General features: G+C 65.6%; 20 protein-coding genes, 1 tRNA gene and 1 pseudogene. 7 read left to right on the forward strand and 15 right to left on the reverse strand.

Annotated features, from left to right (window positions below; translation table 11 throughout):
• Positions 1 to 174: 174 nt before the first annotated feature.
• Both LJ754_RS02330 and LJ754_RS02335 read left to right on the forward strand, forming a co-directional pair.
• A complete protein-coding gene (locus LJ754_RS02330; protein ID WP_227925139.1) occupies positions 175 to 1,155 on the forward strand; it encodes a DNA-3-methyladenine glycosylase family protein in 981 nt (326 codons plus the stop codon).
• 72 nt (positions 1,156 to 1,227) lie between these two features.
• Positions 1,228 to 1,515 carry a putative quinol monooxygenase gene (locus tag LJ754_RS02335; protein WP_227912744.1) on the forward strand — a complete coding sequence of 96 codons (288 nt, stop codon included), beginning with the start codon at positions 1,228 to 1,230 and terminating at the stop codon, positions 1,513 to 1,515.
• On the opposite strand, the gene amt is transcribed toward LJ754_RS02335, so the two are convergent.
• The 6 genes from amt to LJ754_RS02365 form a co-directional block, all read right to left on the reverse strand.
• Positions 1,512 to 3,104, reverse strand: a complete 1,593-nt coding sequence (gene amt, locus LJ754_RS02340; protein ID WP_227912743.1) for an ammonium transporter — start codon at positions 3,102 to 3,104, stop codon at positions 1,512 to 1,514. The two genes, LJ754_RS02335 and amt, sit on opposite strands and share 4 nt — an antisense overlap.
• 266 nt (positions 3,105 to 3,370) lie before the next feature.
• Positions 3,371 to 4,594 carry a formaldehyde dehydrogenase, glutathione-independent gene (fdhA, locus tag LJ754_RS02345; protein WP_227912742.1) on the reverse strand — a complete coding sequence of 408 codons (1,224 nt, stop codon included), beginning with the start codon at positions 4,592 to 4,594 and terminating at the stop codon, positions 3,371 to 3,373.
• 207 nt (positions 4,595 to 4,801) lie between these two features.
• Positions 4,802 to 5,203 (reverse strand): thioredoxin, encoded by a 402-nt coding sequence (gene trxA, locus LJ754_RS02350; protein ID WP_227912741.1) that lies wholly within the window; start codon positions 5,201 to 5,203, stop codon positions 4,802 to 4,804.
• A 79-nt stretch (positions 5,204 to 5,282) separates the two neighbouring features.
• Entirely contained in the window at positions 5,283 to 5,720 is a 438-nt protein-coding gene (locus LJ754_RS02355; protein ID WP_227912740.1) for a MarR family winged helix-turn-helix transcriptional regulator, read from the reverse strand.
• 120 nt (positions 5,721 to 5,840) lie between these two features.
• Positions 5,841 to 5,922, reverse strand: a tRNA-Tyr gene (locus tag LJ754_RS02360).
• Positions 5,923 to 6,060: 138 nt separating this feature from the next.
• Complete coding sequence (locus tag LJ754_RS02365) at positions 6,061 to 6,393, reverse strand: hypothetical protein (protein ID WP_227925141.1); 333 nt, start codon at positions 6,391 to 6,393, stop codon at positions 6,061 to 6,063.
• A gap of 133 nt (positions 6,394 to 6,526) precedes the next feature.
• Between LJ754_RS02365 and LJ754_RS02370 the strand changes: the two genes are divergently transcribed.
• Positions 6,527 to 7,018 (forward strand): YajQ family cyclic di-GMP-binding protein, encoded by a 492-nt coding sequence (locus tag LJ754_RS02370; protein WP_227925144.1) that lies wholly within the window; start codon positions 6,527 to 6,529, stop codon positions 7,016 to 7,018.
• A gap of 132 nt (positions 7,019 to 7,150) precedes the next feature.
• Here LJ754_RS02370 and LJ754_RS17015 read toward each other — a convergent pair.
• The 3 genes and pseudogenes from LJ754_RS17015 to LJ754_RS02385 form a co-directional block, all read right to left on the reverse strand.
• A pseudogene (locus tag LJ754_RS17015) lies at positions 7,151 to 7,318 on the reverse strand (tyrosine-type recombinase/integrase); the annotation flags it as partial.
• A 142-nt stretch (positions 7,319 to 7,460) separates the two neighbouring features.
• A complete protein-coding gene (locus LJ754_RS02380) occupies positions 7,461 to 8,072 on the reverse strand; it encodes a hypothetical protein (RefSeq protein ID WP_227925146.1) in 612 nt (203 codons plus the stop codon).
• Positions 8,073 to 8,460: 388 nt separating this feature from the next.
• Positions 8,461 to 8,829, reverse strand: a complete 369-nt coding sequence (locus LJ754_RS02385) for a hypothetical protein (protein WP_227925150.1) — start codon at positions 8,827 to 8,829, stop codon at positions 8,461 to 8,463.
• Between the two features lie 971 nt (positions 8,830 to 9,800).
• On the opposite strand from LJ754_RS02385, the gene LJ754_RS02390 reads away from it, so the two are divergent.
• A complete protein-coding gene (locus LJ754_RS02390; RefSeq protein ID WP_227925153.1) occupies positions 9,801 to 10,211 on the forward strand; it encodes a hypothetical protein in 411 nt (136 codons plus the stop codon).
• 222 nt (positions 10,212 to 10,433) lie between these two features.
• On the opposite strand, the gene LJ754_RS02395 is transcribed toward LJ754_RS02390, so the two are convergent.
• The 3 genes from LJ754_RS02395 to LJ754_RS02405 form a co-directional block, all read right to left on the reverse strand.
• On the reverse strand, positions 10,434 to 11,111 hold the full coding sequence (locus LJ754_RS02395) for a histidine phosphatase family protein (RefSeq protein WP_227925155.1): 678 nt from the start codon (positions 11,109 to 11,111) through the stop codon (positions 10,434 to 10,436).
• Positions 11,112 to 11,188: 77 nt separating this feature from the next.
• On the reverse strand, positions 11,189 to 12,061 hold the full coding sequence (gene htpX, locus LJ754_RS02400; RefSeq protein ID WP_227925156.1) for a zinc metalloprotease HtpX: 873 nt from the start codon (positions 12,059 to 12,061) through the stop codon (positions 11,189 to 11,191).
• Between the two features lie 144 nt (positions 12,062 to 12,205).
• Positions 12,206 to 13,477: an MFS transporter gene (locus LJ754_RS02405; protein ID WP_227925158.1), complete on the reverse strand. Its 1,272-nt coding sequence runs from the start codon at positions 13,475 to 13,477 to the stop codon at positions 12,206 to 12,208.
• Between the two features lie 114 nt (positions 13,478 to 13,591).
• On the opposite strand from LJ754_RS02405, the gene LJ754_RS02410 reads away from it, so the two are divergent.
• Positions 13,592 to 14,335 carry an MBL fold metallo-hydrolase gene (locus LJ754_RS02410; protein WP_227925159.1) on the forward strand — a complete coding sequence of 248 codons (744 nt, stop codon included), beginning with the start codon at positions 13,592 to 13,594 and terminating at the stop codon, positions 14,333 to 14,335.
• 111 nt (positions 14,336 to 14,446) lie between these two features.
• Here LJ754_RS02410 and LJ754_RS02415 read toward each other — a convergent pair whose 3' ends face one another.
• On the reverse strand, positions 14,447 to 15,229 hold the full coding sequence (locus LJ754_RS02415; RefSeq protein WP_227925160.1) for an esterase/lipase family protein: 783 nt from the start codon (positions 15,227 to 15,229) through the stop codon (positions 14,447 to 14,449).
• The gene (locus tag LJ754_RS02420; protein ID WP_227912733.1) at positions 15,226 to 16,017 is read right to left on the reverse strand and encodes an alpha/beta fold hydrolase; all 792 of its coding nucleotides are present in this window, start codon (positions 16,015 to 16,017) and stop codon (positions 15,226 to 15,228) included. The genes LJ754_RS02415 and LJ754_RS02420 overlap by 4 nt, the downstream gene beginning before the upstream one ends.
• A gap of 129 nt (positions 16,018 to 16,146) precedes the next feature.
• Here LJ754_RS02420 and LJ754_RS02425 point away from each other — a divergent pair, with 129 nt between their 5' ends.
• Together LJ754_RS02425 and LJ754_RS02430 are read left to right on the forward strand one after the other, a co-directional pair.
• Positions 16,147 to 16,599, forward strand: coding sequence for a Fur family transcriptional regulator (locus LJ754_RS02425; RefSeq protein ID WP_227925162.1), 453 nt, complete (start codon positions 16,147 to 16,149; stop codon positions 16,597 to 16,599).
• Positions 16,600 to 16,651: 52 nt separating this feature from the next.
• Complete coding sequence (locus tag LJ754_RS02430) at positions 16,652 to 18,142, forward strand: catalase (RefSeq protein WP_227925164.1); 1,491 nt, start codon at positions 16,652 to 16,654, stop codon at positions 18,140 to 18,142.
• A gap of 156 nt (positions 18,143 to 18,298) precedes the next feature.
• Here LJ754_RS02430 and LJ754_RS02435 read toward each other — a convergent pair whose 3' ends face one another.
• Entirely contained in the window at positions 18,299 to 19,147 is an 849-nt protein-coding gene (locus LJ754_RS02435; protein ID WP_231706001.1) for a prenyltransferase, read from the reverse strand.
• Between the last annotated feature and the right edge of the window lie 38 nt (positions 19,148 to 19,185).

Raw genomic sequence — 19,185 nt, forward strand, 5'->3', positions numbered from 1 at the left:
GACCCACGTTACTTCCAAACCTCCCGCTGTCCACCGGAGGCGAAACACGGCGCCGCAAAACCCGCACAACGGTTCCCGGCCGGACGCAGGGCACGCGGCCTAGTAGCTAACACCACACCACCGGGGCCCCGGAAGCGGCGCCGGAACGGGGGCGGTGCGTGCAACCATAGGGGCATGTCCTTCACTGCCGCTGCCGCGCCGCTGCAGTCGGTTCCCGCCGGCCCGGTGCGTTACTGGGACTCCCCCGCCCCGTACTGCCTGCATACCTCGCTGCGGATCCTGGTCCGGGGCAAGGGCGATCCAACCATCCGGCTCGCGCCCGGTGCGGCTTGGCTTGCGTTCCTCACCCCGGAGGGGCCGGCCACCCTGAACCTGCGCGAAGAACCCGCCCCCGCGCCGGGTGCACGCGTACGGGCCCAGGCCTGGGGCCCGGGCGCGGGATGGGCACTGGACTCGGTGCCTGCCCTGCTGGGCGAGCACGATGACTGGACGGAATTCGACGACGACGCCTTCTGCGCCACGCTGCCGCGCATGGTCACCGAGACCCGGCGCCGCAACCGCTCGCTGCGCCTGCCCAGCACCGGCCGCATCATGGACTCCCTGATCCCCGTGGTGCTGGAACAAAAAGTAACCGTGATCGAGGCTTACTACGCCTGGCGCTACCTGGTGAGCCGGTACGGCACCGACGCGCCCGGGCCGGCACCGGCCGGAATGAAGGCCGCCCCCGCACCCGAGACCTGGCGGCGGATCCCCAGCTGGGACTGGCACAAGGCCCGGGTGGATTTATCCCGCTCCAGCACCATCCTGCGCGCCTGCTCACTGGCCTCCGGACTGGAGCGGCTGGCCAATGCCCCGCTGGGCGATGACCTGACCGCAAGGCTCTGCTCGGTTCCGGGCGTCGGAGTGTGGAGCGCGGCGGAGATTACCCAGCGCACCCACGGAGCACCGGACTCGGTCTCCGTGGGCGACTACCATCTGGCCGCCTATGTGGGTGCCGCGCTGACGGGCCGCCGCACGGACGACGCCGGCATGCTGGAACTGCTCGAACCATGGCGCGGACACCGGCAGCGGGTGGTTCGGATGATCATGCTCAGCGGGTACCGCAAACCTACCTACGGCCCGAAGCTTGCCCCCATGGACCACCGCCGGCGCTAGCAAGTTCTGCCCGCTGCGAAGGCACCGCCTGCGCACCGGGCGCACGGCGCCGCGTCGGCTTAGGGTAGGGACATGACTGAAGCCAATGCCCCCATCAACCTCCGCGCCACCATGGTCCCCAATCCCGGTGAATACAACCGGGTGAAACTGGCGCTGGAGATCGCCATTGAGCAGGTCCGCACCGAACCGGGCTGCCTGCGCTACGAGATTGTTGAAGACTCCGAAGCGGCCATTGTGCTGGCCGAACAGTGGGCCACCCAGGAAGACCTGCAGCGCCACGCCCGCGGCGCCGCGCTGCAGGATCTGCAGGAATCCCTCAGCGCACTGCTGGCCGAGCCGCTGAAGGTGGAGCAGGTCTAGTACGGCGTGATGGCCAGCCGGTAGATCGAGTCCGGTTCAGCGCCGAAACGTTTCAGGACTGCCACCACCGCTTCTTCGTGCTCCTCGTCCACAGCCGCCTGCACCCGCATCCGGTCGGCGAAATCGATCCGCCGCTTCTCGCTGCGGAAGGCTTCGGTACGGACCTTCCCGGTGTAGACGGCGGCGTCGGAGAGCTCGAGGGAGCGGGCACCGGCCATCAGCAGCGCGTCCCGCAGGCCGTCGATCCGGTCGGTGCTCACCACCGCGCTCACCAGGTGGTTGGGTACGGACTTGCGGGCGTCGACGGCGTTGCCGCCGTTCGCTGCGGCCCGTCCGGCGGTTGTGGGCCGGGTCGTGATGCCGCTGAGCGAGTACCCCGAGGCACCCTGCTGGACGCGGTCCAGGTCCTCCTGCTCCGGCCCGGGCTCGCGCAGCCCCATGGTGCGCGAAATGACCGCGGCGATGATCCAGCTGAGCACAAACGAGAACAGCACCACGCATACAATCGCCACCACCTGGTGCCACAGCAGGTTCCCGCCTCCGCCGGAAAACACGCCGTCCACGCCTGCCGGGTTTACTGAGTTGTCCCCGAAGAAACCCAGCAGGACCGAGCCGAGCACACCGCCCACAAAATGCACGGCGATCACGTCCAAGGCGTCGTCGTAACGCAGCAGGCGCTTGAGTTGAACGGCGAGCGCGCAGACCAAGCCGGCAATCAGCCCGATCAGCAGGGCCGCCCCGGTGCCGACAAACCCGGCACAGGGGGTAATGGTCGCCAGACCGGCCACCGCGCCGGAGACGGCGCCCACCAAGGTGGAATGCCCGTCCCGCAGCCGTTCCACCACCAGCCAGGTCAGCATGGCCGCGGACCCGGCTATGTGTGTGTTCATCAGGGCCTGAGCGGCAACGTCATTTGCCTGCAAGCCGTCCCCGGCGTTGAAGCCGAACCAACCGAACCAGAGGATCCCGGCGCCCACCAGCATCAGGGGAAGGTTGTTGGGCGACGTTTTCAGGTTCGGCCACCCTCGCCTCCGGCCCACCACCAGCAGCACCGCGACGGCGGCAGCCCCGGCGGAAGAATGCACCACGATTCCGCCGGCCCAGTCCTGGGCACCGAGCTGGGCCAGCCAGCCCTTCGGGTGCCATAGCCACCGCGCCACCTGGGGGTAGACCAGGATGGACCATGCAGCCAGGAACACCACCCAGCCTGCAAAGCGCAGCCTGCCGGCGGTGGCACCGGTCAACAGCGCCGGCGTGATGATGGCAAACATCATCTGGTAGGCCACGAAGGCCAGCGCGGGAATGGTCACCCCCGCGGCCACCGTGTGGAACTGCGGAGTGTCGACGTCGATCAGCGCGAACGCATCAAACTCCCCCACGAGCGAATTGCCCTGGTTGCTGAACGCCAGGGTGTATCCCACCAGCACCCACGTGAGACTAATGACCCCGAGGGGGATGATGTTCTGCATCATCATGGTCAGGACGTTGCGCACCGGCACCATCCCGCCGTAGAACAGCGCCAGCCCGGGGGTCATAAACAGCACCAGCCCGGCGCAGATCAGCACCCAGGCGGTATCAGCCCCGTTCACGTCCGGCTCCGGGAGGAGGTGTTATTGAGGGTTCCTCTGCAACGGCACATGACATCTCCGCTTCCAACTCGTGTACAGCCGTGGGCAAATGCGAGTGGTGGGGACCGGTTCGGCGTGGTGCCGAACCCGGGGCCTTTGGACCAAACGAGCGTACCGCCGGGCAGGGAAGCACCAGAAGGGCAGGAGACGCAAAAAGGAGCCGGCAGGCCTAATTGGCGCTGCCGGTTCCTTTCCCCGGGCTGTAAGCCCGCCTTTGCCGTCCTCGACTAGCTGTGCGAGCCCACCATGCCATTGGGGTCGATGACGTACTTGCGGGCTGCACCGGAGTCGAACTCGCGGTAGGACTCCGGTGCCTGGTCCAGGCTGATGGGCGTGGCGTTGACCGCCTTGGCGATCTGGACCCTGTCATGGAGGATCGCCATCATCAGTTCCCGGTTGTACTTCATCACCGGACACTGCCCGGTGGTGAAGGACAGGGACTTGGCCCAGCCGGTGCCCAGGTCCAGGCTCAGGGACCCCTTCTGTGCCGCTTCGTCGATACCGCCCGGGTCACCGGTGACGTAGAGGCCTGGAATGCCCAGGGCACCGCCGGCCGCGGTGATGTCCATCAGGGCATTCAGGACGGTGGCCGGGGCTTCGGTGTCCGATCCGGAGCCGTGTCCGCGGGCTTCGAAGCCCACGGCATCCACGCCGCAGTCCACCTCCGGCACGCCGAGGATCTGCTCGATTTGGTCCTTGGGATCGCCCTGCGAAATATCCACCGTCTCGCAGCCGAAGCTGCGGGCCTGTGCCAGCCGCTCCTGGTTCAGGTCACCCACAATGACGGCCGCGGCTCCCAGCAGCTGGGCGGAGGCGGCAGCTGCCAGTCCCACCGGCCCGGCACCGGCAATGTATACGGTGGACCCAACCCCCACACCTGCGCTGACGGCACCGTGGTACCCGGTGGGGAAAATGTCCGAGAGCATGGTCAGGTCCATGATTTTCTCCATGGCCTGGTCCTTGTCCGGGAACCGCAGCAGGTTCCAGTCCGCGTAGGGAACCAGGGCGTACTCGGCCTGTCCGCCGACCCAGCCGCCCATGTCCACGTATCCATAGGCACTGCCGGGGCGCTCCGGGTTCACGTTCAGGCAGATCCCGGTCTTGCGTTCCTTGCAGTTGCGGCAGCGGCCGCAGGAAATATTGAACGGCACCGAGACCAGGTCTCCGACGTTGATGAATTCGACATCCGGTCCGGTTTCCACCACTTCGCCGGTGATCTCGTGGCCGAGAATAAGGTTGGGCGGAGCCGTGGTCCGGCCGCGGACCATGTGCTGGTCCGAGCCGCAGATGTTGGTGGTGACCACTTTCAGGATGGCCGCGTGCGGCAGTTTCCGGCCGATGTTGGCGGGATTCACCCCCGGCCCGTCTTTCAGTTCGAAGGTGGGATAGTCGATGTCCTGGACTTCCACTACCCCGGGTTCAATGTAGGCAACTCCCCGATTGGAACTCATGGCGGCCTCGCTGTCTTTCGTCGTCTCTGACTGGTTGCAGGACGTGCCTCCCCCGGGGCCTGCGCCCTTGGCAGCGAGGGTACAGCCGGCAGCACGACGGCGGTAGACAGTAGCAGTTGTGGATCTTTGCCTCAGGCTGCGGCGGGCGTTAAACGCTTAGCAGGCAGGCACCCTGACCGGGTACCTGCCTGCTGAAAACGGTGGGGACTAGCCCTGGGTGGGCTGCCCGTTGGAGCCAGCCGCTGCTTCGCGCTCCTGTGCGGCGATCTGCTCGTGCACGGCCTTCATGTCCAGGCCCTTCACGGCATCCACCAGTTCGCTGAACTGGCTCGCATTGAGTGCGCCGGGCTGGGAGAACACCAGCACCTTCTCGCGGAACGCCATAAGCGTGGGGATGGAGGTAATGCCTGCGGCGGCGGCCAGGCCCTGCTCCGCCTCGGTGTCCACCTTCGCAAAGGTAATGTCCTCGTGCTTCTGCGAAACCGAGTCGTACACGGGTGCAAACTGCTTGCACGGTCCGCACCAGTCCGCCCAGAAGTCCACGAAGACGATGTCGTTTTCCTCGATGGTTTCGGGGAAGGTTGCTTCGGTGATGTCGATAGTAGCCATACGCTCAACGCTAGCGGGGCGCTGGGACATTGTCTCTACTGTTCGCTGAACGGTGAAGGCCGTTCGGTGAAGGCCGTGGCTAGGCCCCGGGCAGTTTGCTCAGCCGCCGGATCACCGGCAGCGCTTGGGCCAGGGCGTTGCGTTCTTCCCCGCTGAGCTGCTCGAGGAGTGTTGCCATCAACGCGGTCCGGCTGCCGTTGGCTTCCCGCAGCTCCTTCGCTCCGACCGGGGTAAGGATGACCCGGACGCCGCGCGAATCGTGCGGGTCCGGGCTGCGCACCACCAGGCCCGCACCTTCAAGCCGGATGATCTGCTCCGTGGCGCTGGGCACCTTGACGCCCAGGTTCCGGGCAATTTCGCTCACCCGCAGGCCGTCACCGGCCGCCATTTTCAGGATGCTGACCTGCGTGGCGCTGAGGTTCGTCTCCGCATCCATGTTGCGGGCAATGTACAGTGCCAGCCGGAGGGACTCACGGAATTCGTCCGCAAGATCGTCCAGGGCGGGATCGGTCGTCATAGTTAGGTAGCCTAATATCTTGGGGAGCCGGATGCAAGGCCCGCCCCGTGGCACTGAGCATACAACGCTCACACACAGAAAAACCCGCCCCCACCGTGACGGTGAGGACGGGTTAGTCGGTGGCAGATGAGGGATTCGAACCCCCGTAGGCGTTGCCAGCTGATTTACAGTCAGCCCCCTTTGGCCGCTCGGGTAATCTGCCGAACGTCTTCAAGTGAAGACTTTGTCCGCAGTATCTGCGGGCAAGACAACTTTACCGAAGATTCTCCGAAGTTACGAATCGGGCCAAAAATGCCGCTGAAACAGAGCCCTGCGGCGGTTCCCGCCCCTCGGCTCACAGCTACAGTCCGCGCAGGATCCTGGCCTCGAGCTGTGCATAGAATCCGTCCGCCTGCGTCTGGGTCACCGACCCCCATTGCACTGCGTTGAGCAGGTCCGCACGGATGCCGGCCAAACGCTCCTGCGTTCCCTGCGCGTGTGCGGTCCGGGGGTTGCCGGCGTCGGGGGTGGTGACGGGACTGCTCTCCGCGGCCCGCGCGGGCGGGGCACCCGCCGTGCCGAGACCGGCAGCAGAAGCGGCCGCAAGGAAAGAGCCGGCCGCGGCGGTGCGGATCCGGACGGAGGCGGGACGGCGGAGGAACTGGCCGGAATAGGCCGTCGGTTTCTTTTCCACCCCCTCGCCGTTCCGCACTTCAATGGGACAACACCGGGGATTGGCTGGATGATCGCTGGGAACCGAGCGCCCGAACCGCGGCGACCTACTACGCTAAGACACAGGAAAAGAGTCACCGACCCAAGGAGTTCCCATGGCAAGCGAGTCTACGTTCGACGTCGTCAGCAAGATCGATAAGCAGGAAGTGGCCAACGCGCTGAACCAGGCGCAGAAGGAAATTGTCCAGCGCTACGACTTCAAGGGCGTCGGCGCCGAGGTGGACTTCAGCGGTGAGAAGATCCTGATGAAGGCCAACTCCGAGGACCGCGTGAAGGCCGTCCTGGACGTGCTGCAGTCCAAACTGGTCAAGCGCGGCATTTCGCTGAAGTCCCTGGACGCCGGAGAGCCCTTCGCCTCCGGCAAGGAGTACCGGATCGAGGCCTCCATGAAGGAAGGCATCGCCCAGGACCAGGCGAAGAAGATCAACAAGCTGATCCGCGACGAGGGCCCCAAGGGCGTCAAGTCGCAGATCCAGGGCGACGAGCTGCGCGTCAGCTCCAAGTCCCGCGATGATCTCCAGGCCACCATGGCGCTGCTCAAGGGCGCGGACCTCGACGTCGATCTGCAGTTCATCAACTTCCGCTAGGACGCATACGTATCCCCTAGTCAGAAAGCGGATTACCGTGCCGTAGTCCGCAGGACCGTCAAGGACCGCAGCCATGAGAGAGTCGGCTGCGGTCCTTGTTTTGTCCTCGGCAGTCGGCCACAGGTGCGTGTAGATGTCCAGCGTGATCGACGGCTGAGAGTGCCTCAGGGTCCTCTGTACCGCCGCCACATCGCAGCTGGACGCAATCAACGCTGAGGCGAAGAAGTGCCGGAGGTCATGGAGCGTGAATTCCTCCATCCCGCAGGCCTCGCGGACTTCGCGCCAGTAGTAGCCGGCCAAAGCACTGGAGGGGGCGAATATGGTCGGCTACCGTGATGGGGTAGGCAGTGTCCACCGCCTGCGCAGCTTCGTAGTGCAAGCCACGTAACCCCTTCCGTCCCGGCAGAGCCCCCACCCTTCATCGGGTGGGGGCTTTTCGTCGTCAGCTATCTACGGCGGCAGAAGGGTATTCCCACTCCCATTTTTCATTGTCGGCAAAATCGTCAAGCATGAGAACCCCGGTCGGAGTTGCGACGTCCAACACGACGGAGCCAGACGCTCGTTGGCCTGGATCCATGGTTCCGGGAATCATCATGTTGGGGGCGAGGCATGCGTAAGCCGCGTTCGACGTAGGCGACCCATTCATAAGCGTGCCATTCTCCGCTATCACGTTGAACATGTCTGGCATGAAATAGGGGTTCTTGTCATTGATGAGTTCAGGCGCAGTCTCCACCTCCATGTTTACAACAACGAAGTGCCCATTCTCCGGTGGCAGAGCGCCCTCTTCGGTGCAAACAGGGTCGACTTCGATCGATGTGACCACTAAGTCAACAATCTGAGTACCGTCCACGCTGTATCCGGTGGGTTCACCAACTCCTACGATGAGACTCCCGCGGTCTGATCGTTCCTTGCCATCGGATGCGGATTCTCCAGAGCCGCCTCCATCTGAGGTTGCCGATGGCACGTTCGGATCGGTGGCCGTTGGCGTTGGTTCGCCACCACAACCGGTAAGCAAAAGCAGCGACGCCGCAGCGAGTATAAATTTATTCTTCAAGGTTCCCCCAATTGTCCTAATGAGCGAACGACAGCCTAGCGGACCTCGCGCCTGTTGGCTTAGCTGGGACCTTTTGTCACCGCCGCCTGAAACGATCCCAGCGTGAATAAAGTTGATGTCATGTCCGCGTCCCGGTACGTGCGCCCGGATCGTCCCGCCTGGATACCCGACCCCGCCGAGGTCACCCGCGCCGTACATCCGCGTCACCTGGCACGACGGGACCGTGCGCGACGGGACAGCGATGGCATGGACCCGGGAACGCGTACTGTTCCACGCCGAACCAGACGGGGTCGTTACGGACGAGTGGGTGCCGACGAGCGCTGTACGGCGGATCACGCGGGAGGAGAGTGCGTGTGTGGATGCTTACGACTTGCTGGGGTGAGGGTAGCTAGTCGAGCATCTCGCCACCAAGAACGGCCTGCGCTTTCTCTGCTTCGTATTGGGAGTCATTGATTGCCCAATTTGGCCCATCAACCCAGCGCTCCCCCGACTCCAGAGGGTTCTTTCGGCGTATCTCTTCTCTCTTATCGTCAGAGGTGAACATCATCAAGATGGTCTCTCCGCCGCAGGTGGTTTGTATCCACCCGTAATCGTCGATTTCATTCTCTGTCCGATCGCACTCAGTGCCATCTCCCATGCCATCCTCATAGGCAGCAGCGAAGTCGTTGATGGACTCGTAGGCAACATCCTTCTCGGGCGTCGCGCATCCAGCGAGGAGGAGCACGCCGAGAGCGGCGACAAGGACGGGCTTCTTCATGCTTCCCCCAGTAGTGAGACTGTGCAATTCACGGGCACTCTACCAGCGGGCGACTACAACACTCGCTCCCGTCGCTCAAGGTTCCTGCACCTCGACGCGGCACCGGGGCTCAGCTCGAAGATATTCGCGATCTGCCCCGCTTCGTAAGCTTCGATCTCTGCGAGCCGGAACCGCCACAGATGCCCCCAGCTTCCATGCGCCAGGGATCTCGGCCTGCTGCCTGCGTCACCCACTCCGGGCGCTGCTGCCAACGCTCCGCAAGCTGCGGGACCGTCAGGGAACGGCCGCTATCTCCGGCTGTCACGATATTTCATCGATCCAGCTTGGCGCCGGACCGAACTCCCTGAAAGCTGCATTCCGTATGCGCTTGGGGTGGTAACCGTAGTCCAAGAGGATCCCGGGCGGAGGCGGGCCAACTCCTTCGCGACGTCGCGAAGGGCCCGCCACACGAAATAATGAGTGTCCCCATCCGAGATGCAGGCTTCACTGCCTACCGCGGGCAACGCACCGGGCGCCAGGCTAAAGAGGGCGTCGTAATCTCTGACCCCGAGAATCCCCTAAGCCTTGGTCCACGCGACCCCACTGCCTGCAACTTTATGGATAACTATGCCAGCTGCTTCAAGGACGCCTCGGCTGGACTTACTGCCAGCCTCCCTGAACTCTTCCCACCGACGCCCCAGCTCCAAGAAGTCATCCAACTGCACCCATGGGACTTTAAGGGAGCGTCGCGTCACCCATTCCTTTTGGCCAGCCTTCAGTCCGTCTTCGAATTGGATGCGCACGTTTGCGTTCCCCCTCTGCGACACGACCTTGACTACCGTGACTTCAATCGGCGGATCTGGAGCCTTGCGATAAGCCCATGCCTCGCCCTCGGCTATTGGTAGAACTGCCATACCGGTAGCCTAACTGCGCCGCTGAGCACTCTTCCTGACTGGCGCTTTGGTTTATTCAAACTCGGGCAGAATGGTCTAATGACCGATCAGCTCTGGGCAATAGGTGGCGTAGTTGCAGGCATCGTGGCCACTGGTGGAATGAACCTCTTCGTGGAGAGAAGGAAGCTGAGAATCAGCGGCAAGGAAGCTGCGAGGGAACTCAACAAGAATCGTTGTGAAGCTCTGCTCAAGAGCGTTGAGGACGAGTTGGCGGGCGCATACTCCTATGAGGAAGAGCATGGGGTCTTCCCGATAGACAACGGCTATGAACCGAGCCCAGCCAACGCCAGGATACTTCTCACTGATATAGAGCTCCACTGCCCTCCACTGATCAACCGGAGAGCCATGGCTTTGATCAAGGCTCTTGAGGGACACGTATGGGCAGATGTGAAGGCCGAGGAGTATCAGGCAGCGCGTAAGGAGTTCATTCAAGCGTTCCGCAAACTCTAGGACCACGGTCCGCAGAAATTCCGCAAGACGCCCACAAACACACCTATCCAGGCATGCAACGCCAACAATGCAATGCCCGGAAACTAGCGGCAAAACGACATATACAGTCACGACCCAATAACGGGCTAGAGGTTCATCAACTTCCGCTAGGAGAACTCCACCGGAGCTTTCGACGGCGCCGCTCCCCAGCCGGGGAACGGTGCCGTTTGCGTTCCCGCATGGTCAAAGCCGGACGTCTTCGGCGGCGGGACCGTCGTCACCGGAGTCCGCCAGGCCCGCCCCTCCCACAGGCTCCCCCATCCAGGTCAGCAGCTGCCACGGGCCCGCGCCGCCGACGGCGGGCTCCGGCGCTTCCAGCACGGCGATGCCGGTGTTACTCAGGGCGTTGCGGACAATAAAGTCCGGTCCCACGTTCTGCGCCCGAGCGGTGACCCACGTCCGGATCATCGCGCCGTGGCTGAAGATTACCGGCGCCCGCAGCCCGGCGGCGGCCAGTTCGCCGACGACGCCGTCAAAACGCGCCAAGGTGCCCGCGCCGTCCGGGCCGCCGGGCATCCGGGCCTCCGTCTCCCCGTTGACCCAGCGGTACACGGTTTTGAGGTAGGCGATGATCGAATCCCGGTCATTGCGCATCTCGAGGTCGCCGGCGGAAATTTCCCGCAGCCCGTCCCTGATCTCCACCGGCAGCCCCAACTCGGCAGCCAGCGGCGCAGCGGTGAGCTGGGTGCGCACCAGGTTGGACGCGAAGACCCCGTCGATGGGCTCGTGCCCGAGCGCTTCCGGGAGCGCGGCGGCCTGCTCGAGCCCCAGCTCGGTGAGTCCGGGACCGGGGACGGCGGTGTCCAGGTAATGCTCCACATTGGACGGGGTCTGGCCGTGGCGGATCAGTATCAGGCGCATGCTCGAAGCCTACTTCGTCACTGGGTTGGGCTGGGCCGGGAACCGGCAGGTTCAGGAAGCCGGCAGGCCGGGACCGGTCAGGAGCCCAGCGCGCGGCCGGCCATCCGTTCCAGGCGCTCAATCCGCTGATCCATCGGCGGATGCGTGGCCAGGAGGCCGCGGACGCCGGCGCGGAACGGGTTGGCAATCATCAGGTGGGCGGTGTTGGCCAGCTTCTGGTCATTGGCCGGCAACGGGGCGCGCTGGGTTCCGCTCTCCAGTTTGCGCAGGGCCGAGGCGAGCGCCAGCGGATCGTCCGTGAGCTTGGCACCGTCTTCGTCGGCGTCGTACTCCCTGGTCCGGCCGATGGCCATCTGGATCAGGGACGCGGCAAACGGGGCCAGAATGGCCATGACGATGGCTGCCAGCGGGTTCGAGTTGCGGCGGTCGCCGCCGCCGAAGAAGAGCAGGAACTGGCCCAGCGAGGTGATGACGCCGGCAATCGCGGCGGCGACCGAGGAGGTGAGGATGTCGCGGTTGTAGACGTGCATCAGCTCGTGGCCAAGCACACCGCGCAGTTCACGCTCGTTCAGCAGGGCCAGGATGCCCTGGGTGCAGCACACCGCGGCGTGCTGCGGGTTGCGCCCGGTGGCAAAGGCGTTGGGCGCCATGGTCGGGGAAACATACAGCCGCGGCATGGGCTGGCCGGCCTTCGAGGAGAGCTCCCGGACAATCCGGTACATTTCCGGCGCCTGTGCCTCGGTCACCGGCACGGCGCGCATGGCCCGGATGGCGAGCTTGTCGCTGTTCCAATAGCTGTAGGCGGTGGTGGCCAGGCCGATGGCCAGGAAGATCCAGATGTACGCGGGGCTTCCCGTACCCGAGGACAGAATCGCCCCGATTCCCAGCAGCACGGCAAACAGCACACCGAACAGTGCGGCAGTCTTGAGGCCGTTGAAATGGTGATGCACGGGTACACAGTCCTTTCAACGCAGGCCGCTGCCGGCCTGCAGCTTCTACGGTAGGTACGTTTAGTTCAACGCAGAACCATCCCGGACTGTTCCGCGCCGTTCTGCGTAGAACACGCCCCGGACACCGGGGCGGGAGGAGCCGGCTCAGGGCTCGGGATGCAGGGCGTCGTAGCGGGCAAACCGCGGCTGGGTACGGGCCAGCACCCCCACCAGCGCCAGGCAGATCAGCCCGCCGAGCACCGCGGCCCAGCCCTCCCCCAGGAAGGAAGCGTCCACGCCGGCCACCAGGTCCCCCAGCCGGGGACCGCCGGCCACCACCACCACGAACACACCCTGCAGCCGTCCGCGCATCGCGTCGGGGGTGGCGGCCTGCAGGATGGTGGAGCGGAAGACGCTGCTGATCGAATCGGCTATCCCGGCGCACGCCATGGCAGCGGCCGCCGGGATCAGCCAGCGGGACGGGACCGCGCCGTCGTTGTGCCCGGCCAGGACCACCACGGCGCCGAAGGCCGATACGGACAGTGCCCACGCCGCCACGGACCACAGCACCGCCAGCCCCTGCCGGCGGACCAGTCCCAGCGGACCGGAGAACAAACCGGCCAGGAAGGCACCCACTGCCGTCGCGGCCAGCAGCACGCCCACCGTCGTCGCGCCGCCGCCGAGCGCCAACGCCCCGATGGCCGGCAGCAGGGCCCGCGGCTGCGAGAAGACCATAGCGCACAGGTCCACCACAAACGTCATCCGGATGTTGGGGCGGGTGCCCAGGAACCTGAATCCCTCCAGCACCGATTTCAGCCCGGCTTTTTGCACCTCGCCTACCGGCGGCATGGGCGGCAGCCGGTACAGCGCCCACATGGCGGCAGTGAAGGTGACCACGTCAATGGTGTAGGTCCAGCCGTAGCCGACCCTGGCCACCAGCACACCGGCCAGCAGCGGACCGGCGGTCATGGCCAGGCCGAAGGTAATCATGCTCAGCGCATTGGCGGCCGGCAGCAGCTCGGGGCGGACCAGCCGGGGAATGATGGCGCTGCGGGCAGGCTGGTTCAGTCCGCCGGCGCCGGCATTGACGGCCACCAGGAAGTACAGCAGCCAGACGTTGCCCACTCCGGCCCAGGCCTGCGCGGCAATGCCGATGGTGCTGCCCCAGAGCAGCAGGGAGGAAACCAGTGCGACTTTCCGGCGGTCGTACGCGTCCACCACCGACCCGCCGTACAGCCCGGCCAGGACCAGCGGAACCAGGCCCACCAATCCGAGCAGGCCTACGTAGAAACTGGATTCCGTCAGTGCGTAGACTTCCAGGCTCACCGCCACGAGGGTGAGCTGGGTGCCGACGGCGGACAGCGCCGTTCCGGTCCAGAGGCGGCGGTATTCCGGGCTTTCACGCAAGGGGGTGAGGTCGGCGAGGAGTCTTGGCACCCCAGCAGTCTAGGGGCGCACCGGACAGATCCCGGCCATCACTCGCCTACATGAATAGCAAGCATGCTTAGGATGGAGGGCAGTCCACCGTTTCCACCCCAAGGAGGAACCGCAGTGTTTACCCGCAGCGTCGCCGACGGCATCCACCGCATTGAACACGCCTACGTCAACGTGTACCTGGTCGAGGACGACAACGGGGTGGCGGTGATCGACGCGGGACTGCCCGGAATGTGGCCCCACCTCACCGGAGCCCTGGACGAGCTGGGCTACGGCCCCGGAGACATCCGCGCCCTGGTGCTCACGCATGCCCACTTCGACCATGTGGGCACGGCGGCCCGGCTCCGGCAGGAGTACCGCACCCCCATCCTGGTCCATGACGCCGACCGCTACATTGCCGCCCACCCCTACCGCTACGAGCACGAGAACAACCGGTTCCTGTACCCGGTGCGCCATCCCAAGGCCGTTCCGGTGCTGGGCGCCATGACGCTTGCCGGAGCCCTGAACGTGCGCGGCGTTACCGATGTGCACAGCCTCACCCGGGACTCCGGCGACGCCCTGCCCGGCAAGCCCCGGATCATCTACACCCCGGGCCATACCGCCGGGCACGTGGCCCTGCACTATCCGGACCGCGGAACGCTCATCAGCGGCGATTCCCTGGTGACCCTGGACCCCTACACCGGCGCGCGCGGCCCGCAGATCGTCTCCGGCGCCGCGACGGCGGACAGCGCACAGGCCCTGGCTTCCCTGTCCATGCTGGCCGACACCGACGCTCCGCTGATGCTGACCGGGCACGGGGAACCGTGGCGGGACGGATCGGCGGCAGCCGTGGAGCAGGCACTGGCCCGCGGGGCGTCCTGACTCCGTCCGGTTCCAGGTCCCGGGTTCAGCCAGGTCCCGGGTTCAGCCCGGTCCGTCCGGTTACGGGTTCCGTCCGGTTCCGGCACTACGGCAGGGCACGACGGCGCCGGGCTAGCTTCCGGCGTCGTCCAGCTCCTGCTCGAGTACCTCAAGGAGCCGAGAGTCCCCGATGGGCCGAAAATGCCCCATGGTTTCCAGCTGGATGTTGCGTGCTCCGGCGAGGTGGCTGCCGGCCGGAATGTGCGGGTCGAAGCCGCTGTATACCGAGGTGATCCTGCGGTTCACTTCTTGGTTGCGCAGCAGCTCCTGCAGGAACGGGTCCCGCGGGGAAAAGGCGCGGATGCTCGCCAGCGGAAACAGCCGGGCGTAAACGGATCCGGAGAACGGTGTGTTCACGGCGATCATCCGTTCCACCCTGCGGCCACCTTCGGGCAAGGTCATCAGGTGCTTGCCGATCAGCCCGCCCTTGCTGTGCGCCACCACCAGCACGCCGTGCAGGTCCTGTTCCACCAGGTAGCGCTCCACCAGCACGGCGGCATCTTTGATGACGCCGCGGTTATAGCCCAGCGGGGCCACGGTGTGCACCGGATGCCCGCGCTCGAACAGATAGTCGGCCAAGGGGCGCAGGAACTGCCAGTTTTCGTAGACGCCCGGAATCAGCACCACCGGCACCTGCTGCGGTCCCTCGGGGTGCAGGTAGGCGGACGGGTCGCGGCGCAGGAAAAAGTTCCGGACCTGCCAGTAGGCCACGTAGGCGTAGTCCGAGGCCCAGCCTCCGGCTTCCCTGGCCCGGCGGAAGATCCGCCCCCGGCGCCGGGGGCGGACCCCGGCGCCGGGGTCCGCCCCTTCCAGCGTGGGCTCTGCACTGCCTTTTTCCCGCGGTTCCTGCGTCACCGGGAGGGAACCGCCGAGTGCAGCAGGGCGGCGGTCTCAACCGGACGGTTGTACATCATCACGTGCGGCTGGCCGGGCACTTCCGCCGTGCGGGTGCCGGGCCGGGCTGCGGCCAGCCGGGCCAGCCAGTCAGCGCGGACCACCGGATCCTTGCCTCCGCGCACCAGCAGCACCGGCGGCTGCACGCCCCGGATCCGTTCCTCCATCCGGTGCCGGATCATCACGGGCAGCGTCTTGAGGTACCAGCGCGGCCCCGCCCGGAACAGATAGTCGGTGACCAGGATGGCATTGACCGCAGGGGGTTCGCCCAGGCAGTCCTGCAGCAGCCGCAGCGCCTGCAGCGGTGCGGAACGTTCGGCGTCGTTGATGGTCGGACCCAGGAGCACCACCGATGACACGGCGTCGGGAGCGGCGAGCGCCATTTCGACCACCACCTGGCAGCCCATGGAGTGGCCCACCCACTGCGCGCCGCGGATACCGGCGGCCTCCAGCGCCTGAACGGCAATCCGCCCGAAATCCTCCATCTGCAGCTGCCGCTCCGGCTTGGGCGCTGTACCGAAGCCGGGCAGTTCCAGCGTATGGACCGTGGCCGTGCGTGCCAGCTCCCAGATCAGCGGGCCGAAGTACCTTTCGGAGGCACCGATCCCGTGTACCAGCACCACCTCTGAACCGGAGCCGGGCCACGCCGGCGTCCCGGCGTCGTCGTACCGGCGGTACGTGCGCAGGTCCACCCGCGCATCGCCCACCGCCACACGCTGGAATTGTGTTCGTGCATCTGCTGCAGGCACGCTGCCCCGCTTCCCTGTGATGTTCCTGAAGGTGGATGTTCCCTCTGCTAGGCCCAGCGTACCGGGGCCGGCACAAGTTAGGCGGGACTTATTATGAGTAACTCAAAATAAGTGTGTACGATGAGTGTCATGACCGGGACAGCAGCAGCAGCAGAGGAGACCACCGCCAAGTGGTCCGCTGAGCTGCGCGCACACGGCCGCCGGGTCACCAAACAGCGCCTGGCCGTGCTCCGGGCTGTTGACTCCGCACCGCACACGGCAGCGGACGACGTCGCCGCAGCCGTCCGCGCGGAACTTCCGGACATCACGGTGCAGTCGGTATACGTGGTCCTCGCGGACCTGGCCGAGACGGGACTGGTCCGGAAAATCGAACCGCCCAACTCACCCGCCCGGTACGAAACCCGGGTGAACGACAACCACCATCACGCGGTATGCACCGGCTGCGGACGCATCGAGGACGTGGACTGCGCCGTTGGCCACGCCCCCTGCCTCACCCCCGGGAATACCCACGGCATGACCATCCAGATTGCCGATGTGCTCTACCGCGGGCTGTGCACGGACTGCGCCGCCGCAGCGTCCTAGCCCGCACCCCCAACTTCCTCCCTTTTTTGCCAGCACCAGAGAAAGAACCAGCATGTCCAACTTCACCACCACGCAGACCGGCACCCCGGTCGCCAGCGACGCCCACTCCCTGAGCACCGGTGCCGACGGCGCCATTGCCCTTCACGACCGCTACCTGGTCGAGAAGCTGGCCCAGTTCAACCGGGAGCGGATGCCCGAGCGCATCGTGCACGCCAAGGGCGGCGGCGCATTCGGTGAGTTCGTCGTCACTGAGGACGTCTCCAAGTACACCCGTGCAGCTGTCTTCCAGCCCGGCGCCGTGACCGAAACCGTCCAGCGGTTCTCCTCCGTTGCCGGCGAGCAGGGCTCCCCCGACACCTGGCGCGACGTCCGCGGCTTCGCTATGCGTTTCTACACCACCGAGGGCAACTACGACATCGTCGGCAACAACACCCCGGTGTTCTTCATCCGCGACGGCATCAAGTTCCCGGACTTCATCCACTCGCAGAAGCGCCTGCCGGGCTCCGGCCTGCGCGATGCGGACATGCAGTGGGACTTCTGGACCAACTCCCCCGAGTCCGCCCACCAGGTCACGTACCTGATGGGTGACCGCGGCATTCCGACGTCGTGGCGTGAAATGCCCGGCTTCGGCTCGCACACCTACCAGTGGATCAACGCCGCCGGCGAGCGCTTCTGGGTGAAGTACCACTTCACGTCCAACCAGGGCAACCACGAGATCACCGGTGCCGAAGCCGAAAAGATTGCCGGAGCCGACGCCGATTTCTACCGCCGCGACCTGTACGAGAACATTGCCGAGGGCAACTTCCCGTCCTGGGACCTGCACGTTCAGGTCATGCCGTACGAAGACGCCAAGACCTACCGGTTCAACCCGTTCGACCTGACCAAGGTCTGGCCGCACGCGGACTACCCGCTGATCAAGGTGGGCACCCACACCCTGAACCGCAACCCGGAGAACTTCTTCGCGCAGATCGAGCAGGTTGCCCTGTCCCCCGCGAACCTGGTTCCCGGCATCGACGCCAGCCCGGACAAGATGCTGATGGCCCGCATCTTCTCCTACCCGGATGCCCAGCGCTACCGCGTGGGTGCCAACTACAACCAGTTGCCGGTGAACGCACCCAAGGCTCCGGTGAACAACTACTCGCAGGACGGCGCCATGCGCTTCTCCTACAACAGCCCGGAAACCCCGGTCTACGCACCGAACACGCTCGGCGGCCCGGTGGCCGACGCAGCGCTGGCCGGCGCGGGCAGCTGGGAGAACGACGGCGCCCTGGTGCGTTCCGCGCAGACCCTGCACTCCGAGGACAGCGACTTCGTCCAGGCCGGTACCCTGTACCGCGAGGTCTACGACGACGCCGCCAAGGAACGCTTCCTGGAAACCATCACCGGTGCCATCTCCGGTGTGCAGCGCCCGCACATCCGCGAAGCAGCGATCCAGTACTGGACCAACGTTGACGCGACGCTTGGCGGGAAGCTGCGCCTGTCCCTGGCCCAGGGCGAAACCACGGCCAACGAAAAGGCCGAGTTTGTGGGCGTCGCGGAGTAACTGCTCCCTTCAGAAGCTGACGCCGGTTTCCGGCAGGTCCGCGTAGACAGCAGCGGCCGGTCCCCTCGGGGGCCGGCCGCTTTTGCGTGTGCTGCTGCCTGCCGGGCTTCTAACCCGGCAGGGTTCTGGCCCGCCGGGTTCTGGCCCGCCGGGTTCTTACCGGCTGGGCCAGTACCAGATGATCAGCAGCGTCACCAGGAAACCGGTGAGGAAGTTCAGTTTCAGGAACCGCTTCCACCCGGCGTTGGCGGCGGCGGAGCCGGCATCGGTAATCCCCATGAACGGCAGCAGGTTGAGGATGTAGGGCACGGCCAGGAGCCCGCCCAGCAGGGCCGGCCATGGGGTCATCAGCATCAGCAGGCCCGCAGCCAAATACGCGGCTGCGGCAAGCCGCACCACGGGCCGGGCGCCGAGCACGGTGGCGATGGACCCGATGCCGCCCTCCCGGTCCGGCACCACGTCCTGCACGGCTCCGAAGGCCTGGCTGGCCATTCCCCAGAGGAAGAAGGCACCCAGCACAGCCCACAGGCCGGGGGTGAACACAGCCCCGGCAAGCACCAGTCCGTACAGGGCCGGGCTGACGAAGTGGGTGCTGGAGGTCATGGAGTCCAGGAACGGGCGCTCCTTGAACCGGAGGCCGGGAGCGCTGTAGGCAATGACGGCGAACACGCTGAAGGCCAGCACCAGCCAGGACAGCGGGCTGCCCAGCAGCACCAGGGCGGCGAGGAAGGGCACGTTGGTGGCCAGTGCCGCCCAGAGGGTGACCCGGTGGAAACTGCGGTCCAGGACCGCGCCCTCCACACCGCCCTTGCGTGGATTGTGCAGGTCCGACTCATAGTCGAAAACGTCGTTAATGCCGTACATCGCCAGGTTGTAGGGCACCAGGAAATACAGGGTTCCAATCACCCATGCAGCGTCAATTCGTCCCGTGGTCAACAGGTACGCGGCAGCAAACGGGTAGGCGGTGTTGACCCAGGACAGCGGCCGGGAGGACACCAGCAGCATCCGCAGGGTGCTGCCGGCCGTTCGGGTGGAGCCGGTGC

The organism is Arthrobacter sp. zg-Y40 (genome assembly GCF_020731535.1).
Taxonomy (GTDB): domain Bacteria; phylum Actinomycetota; class Actinomycetes; order Actinomycetales; family Micrococcaceae; genus Arthrobacter_B.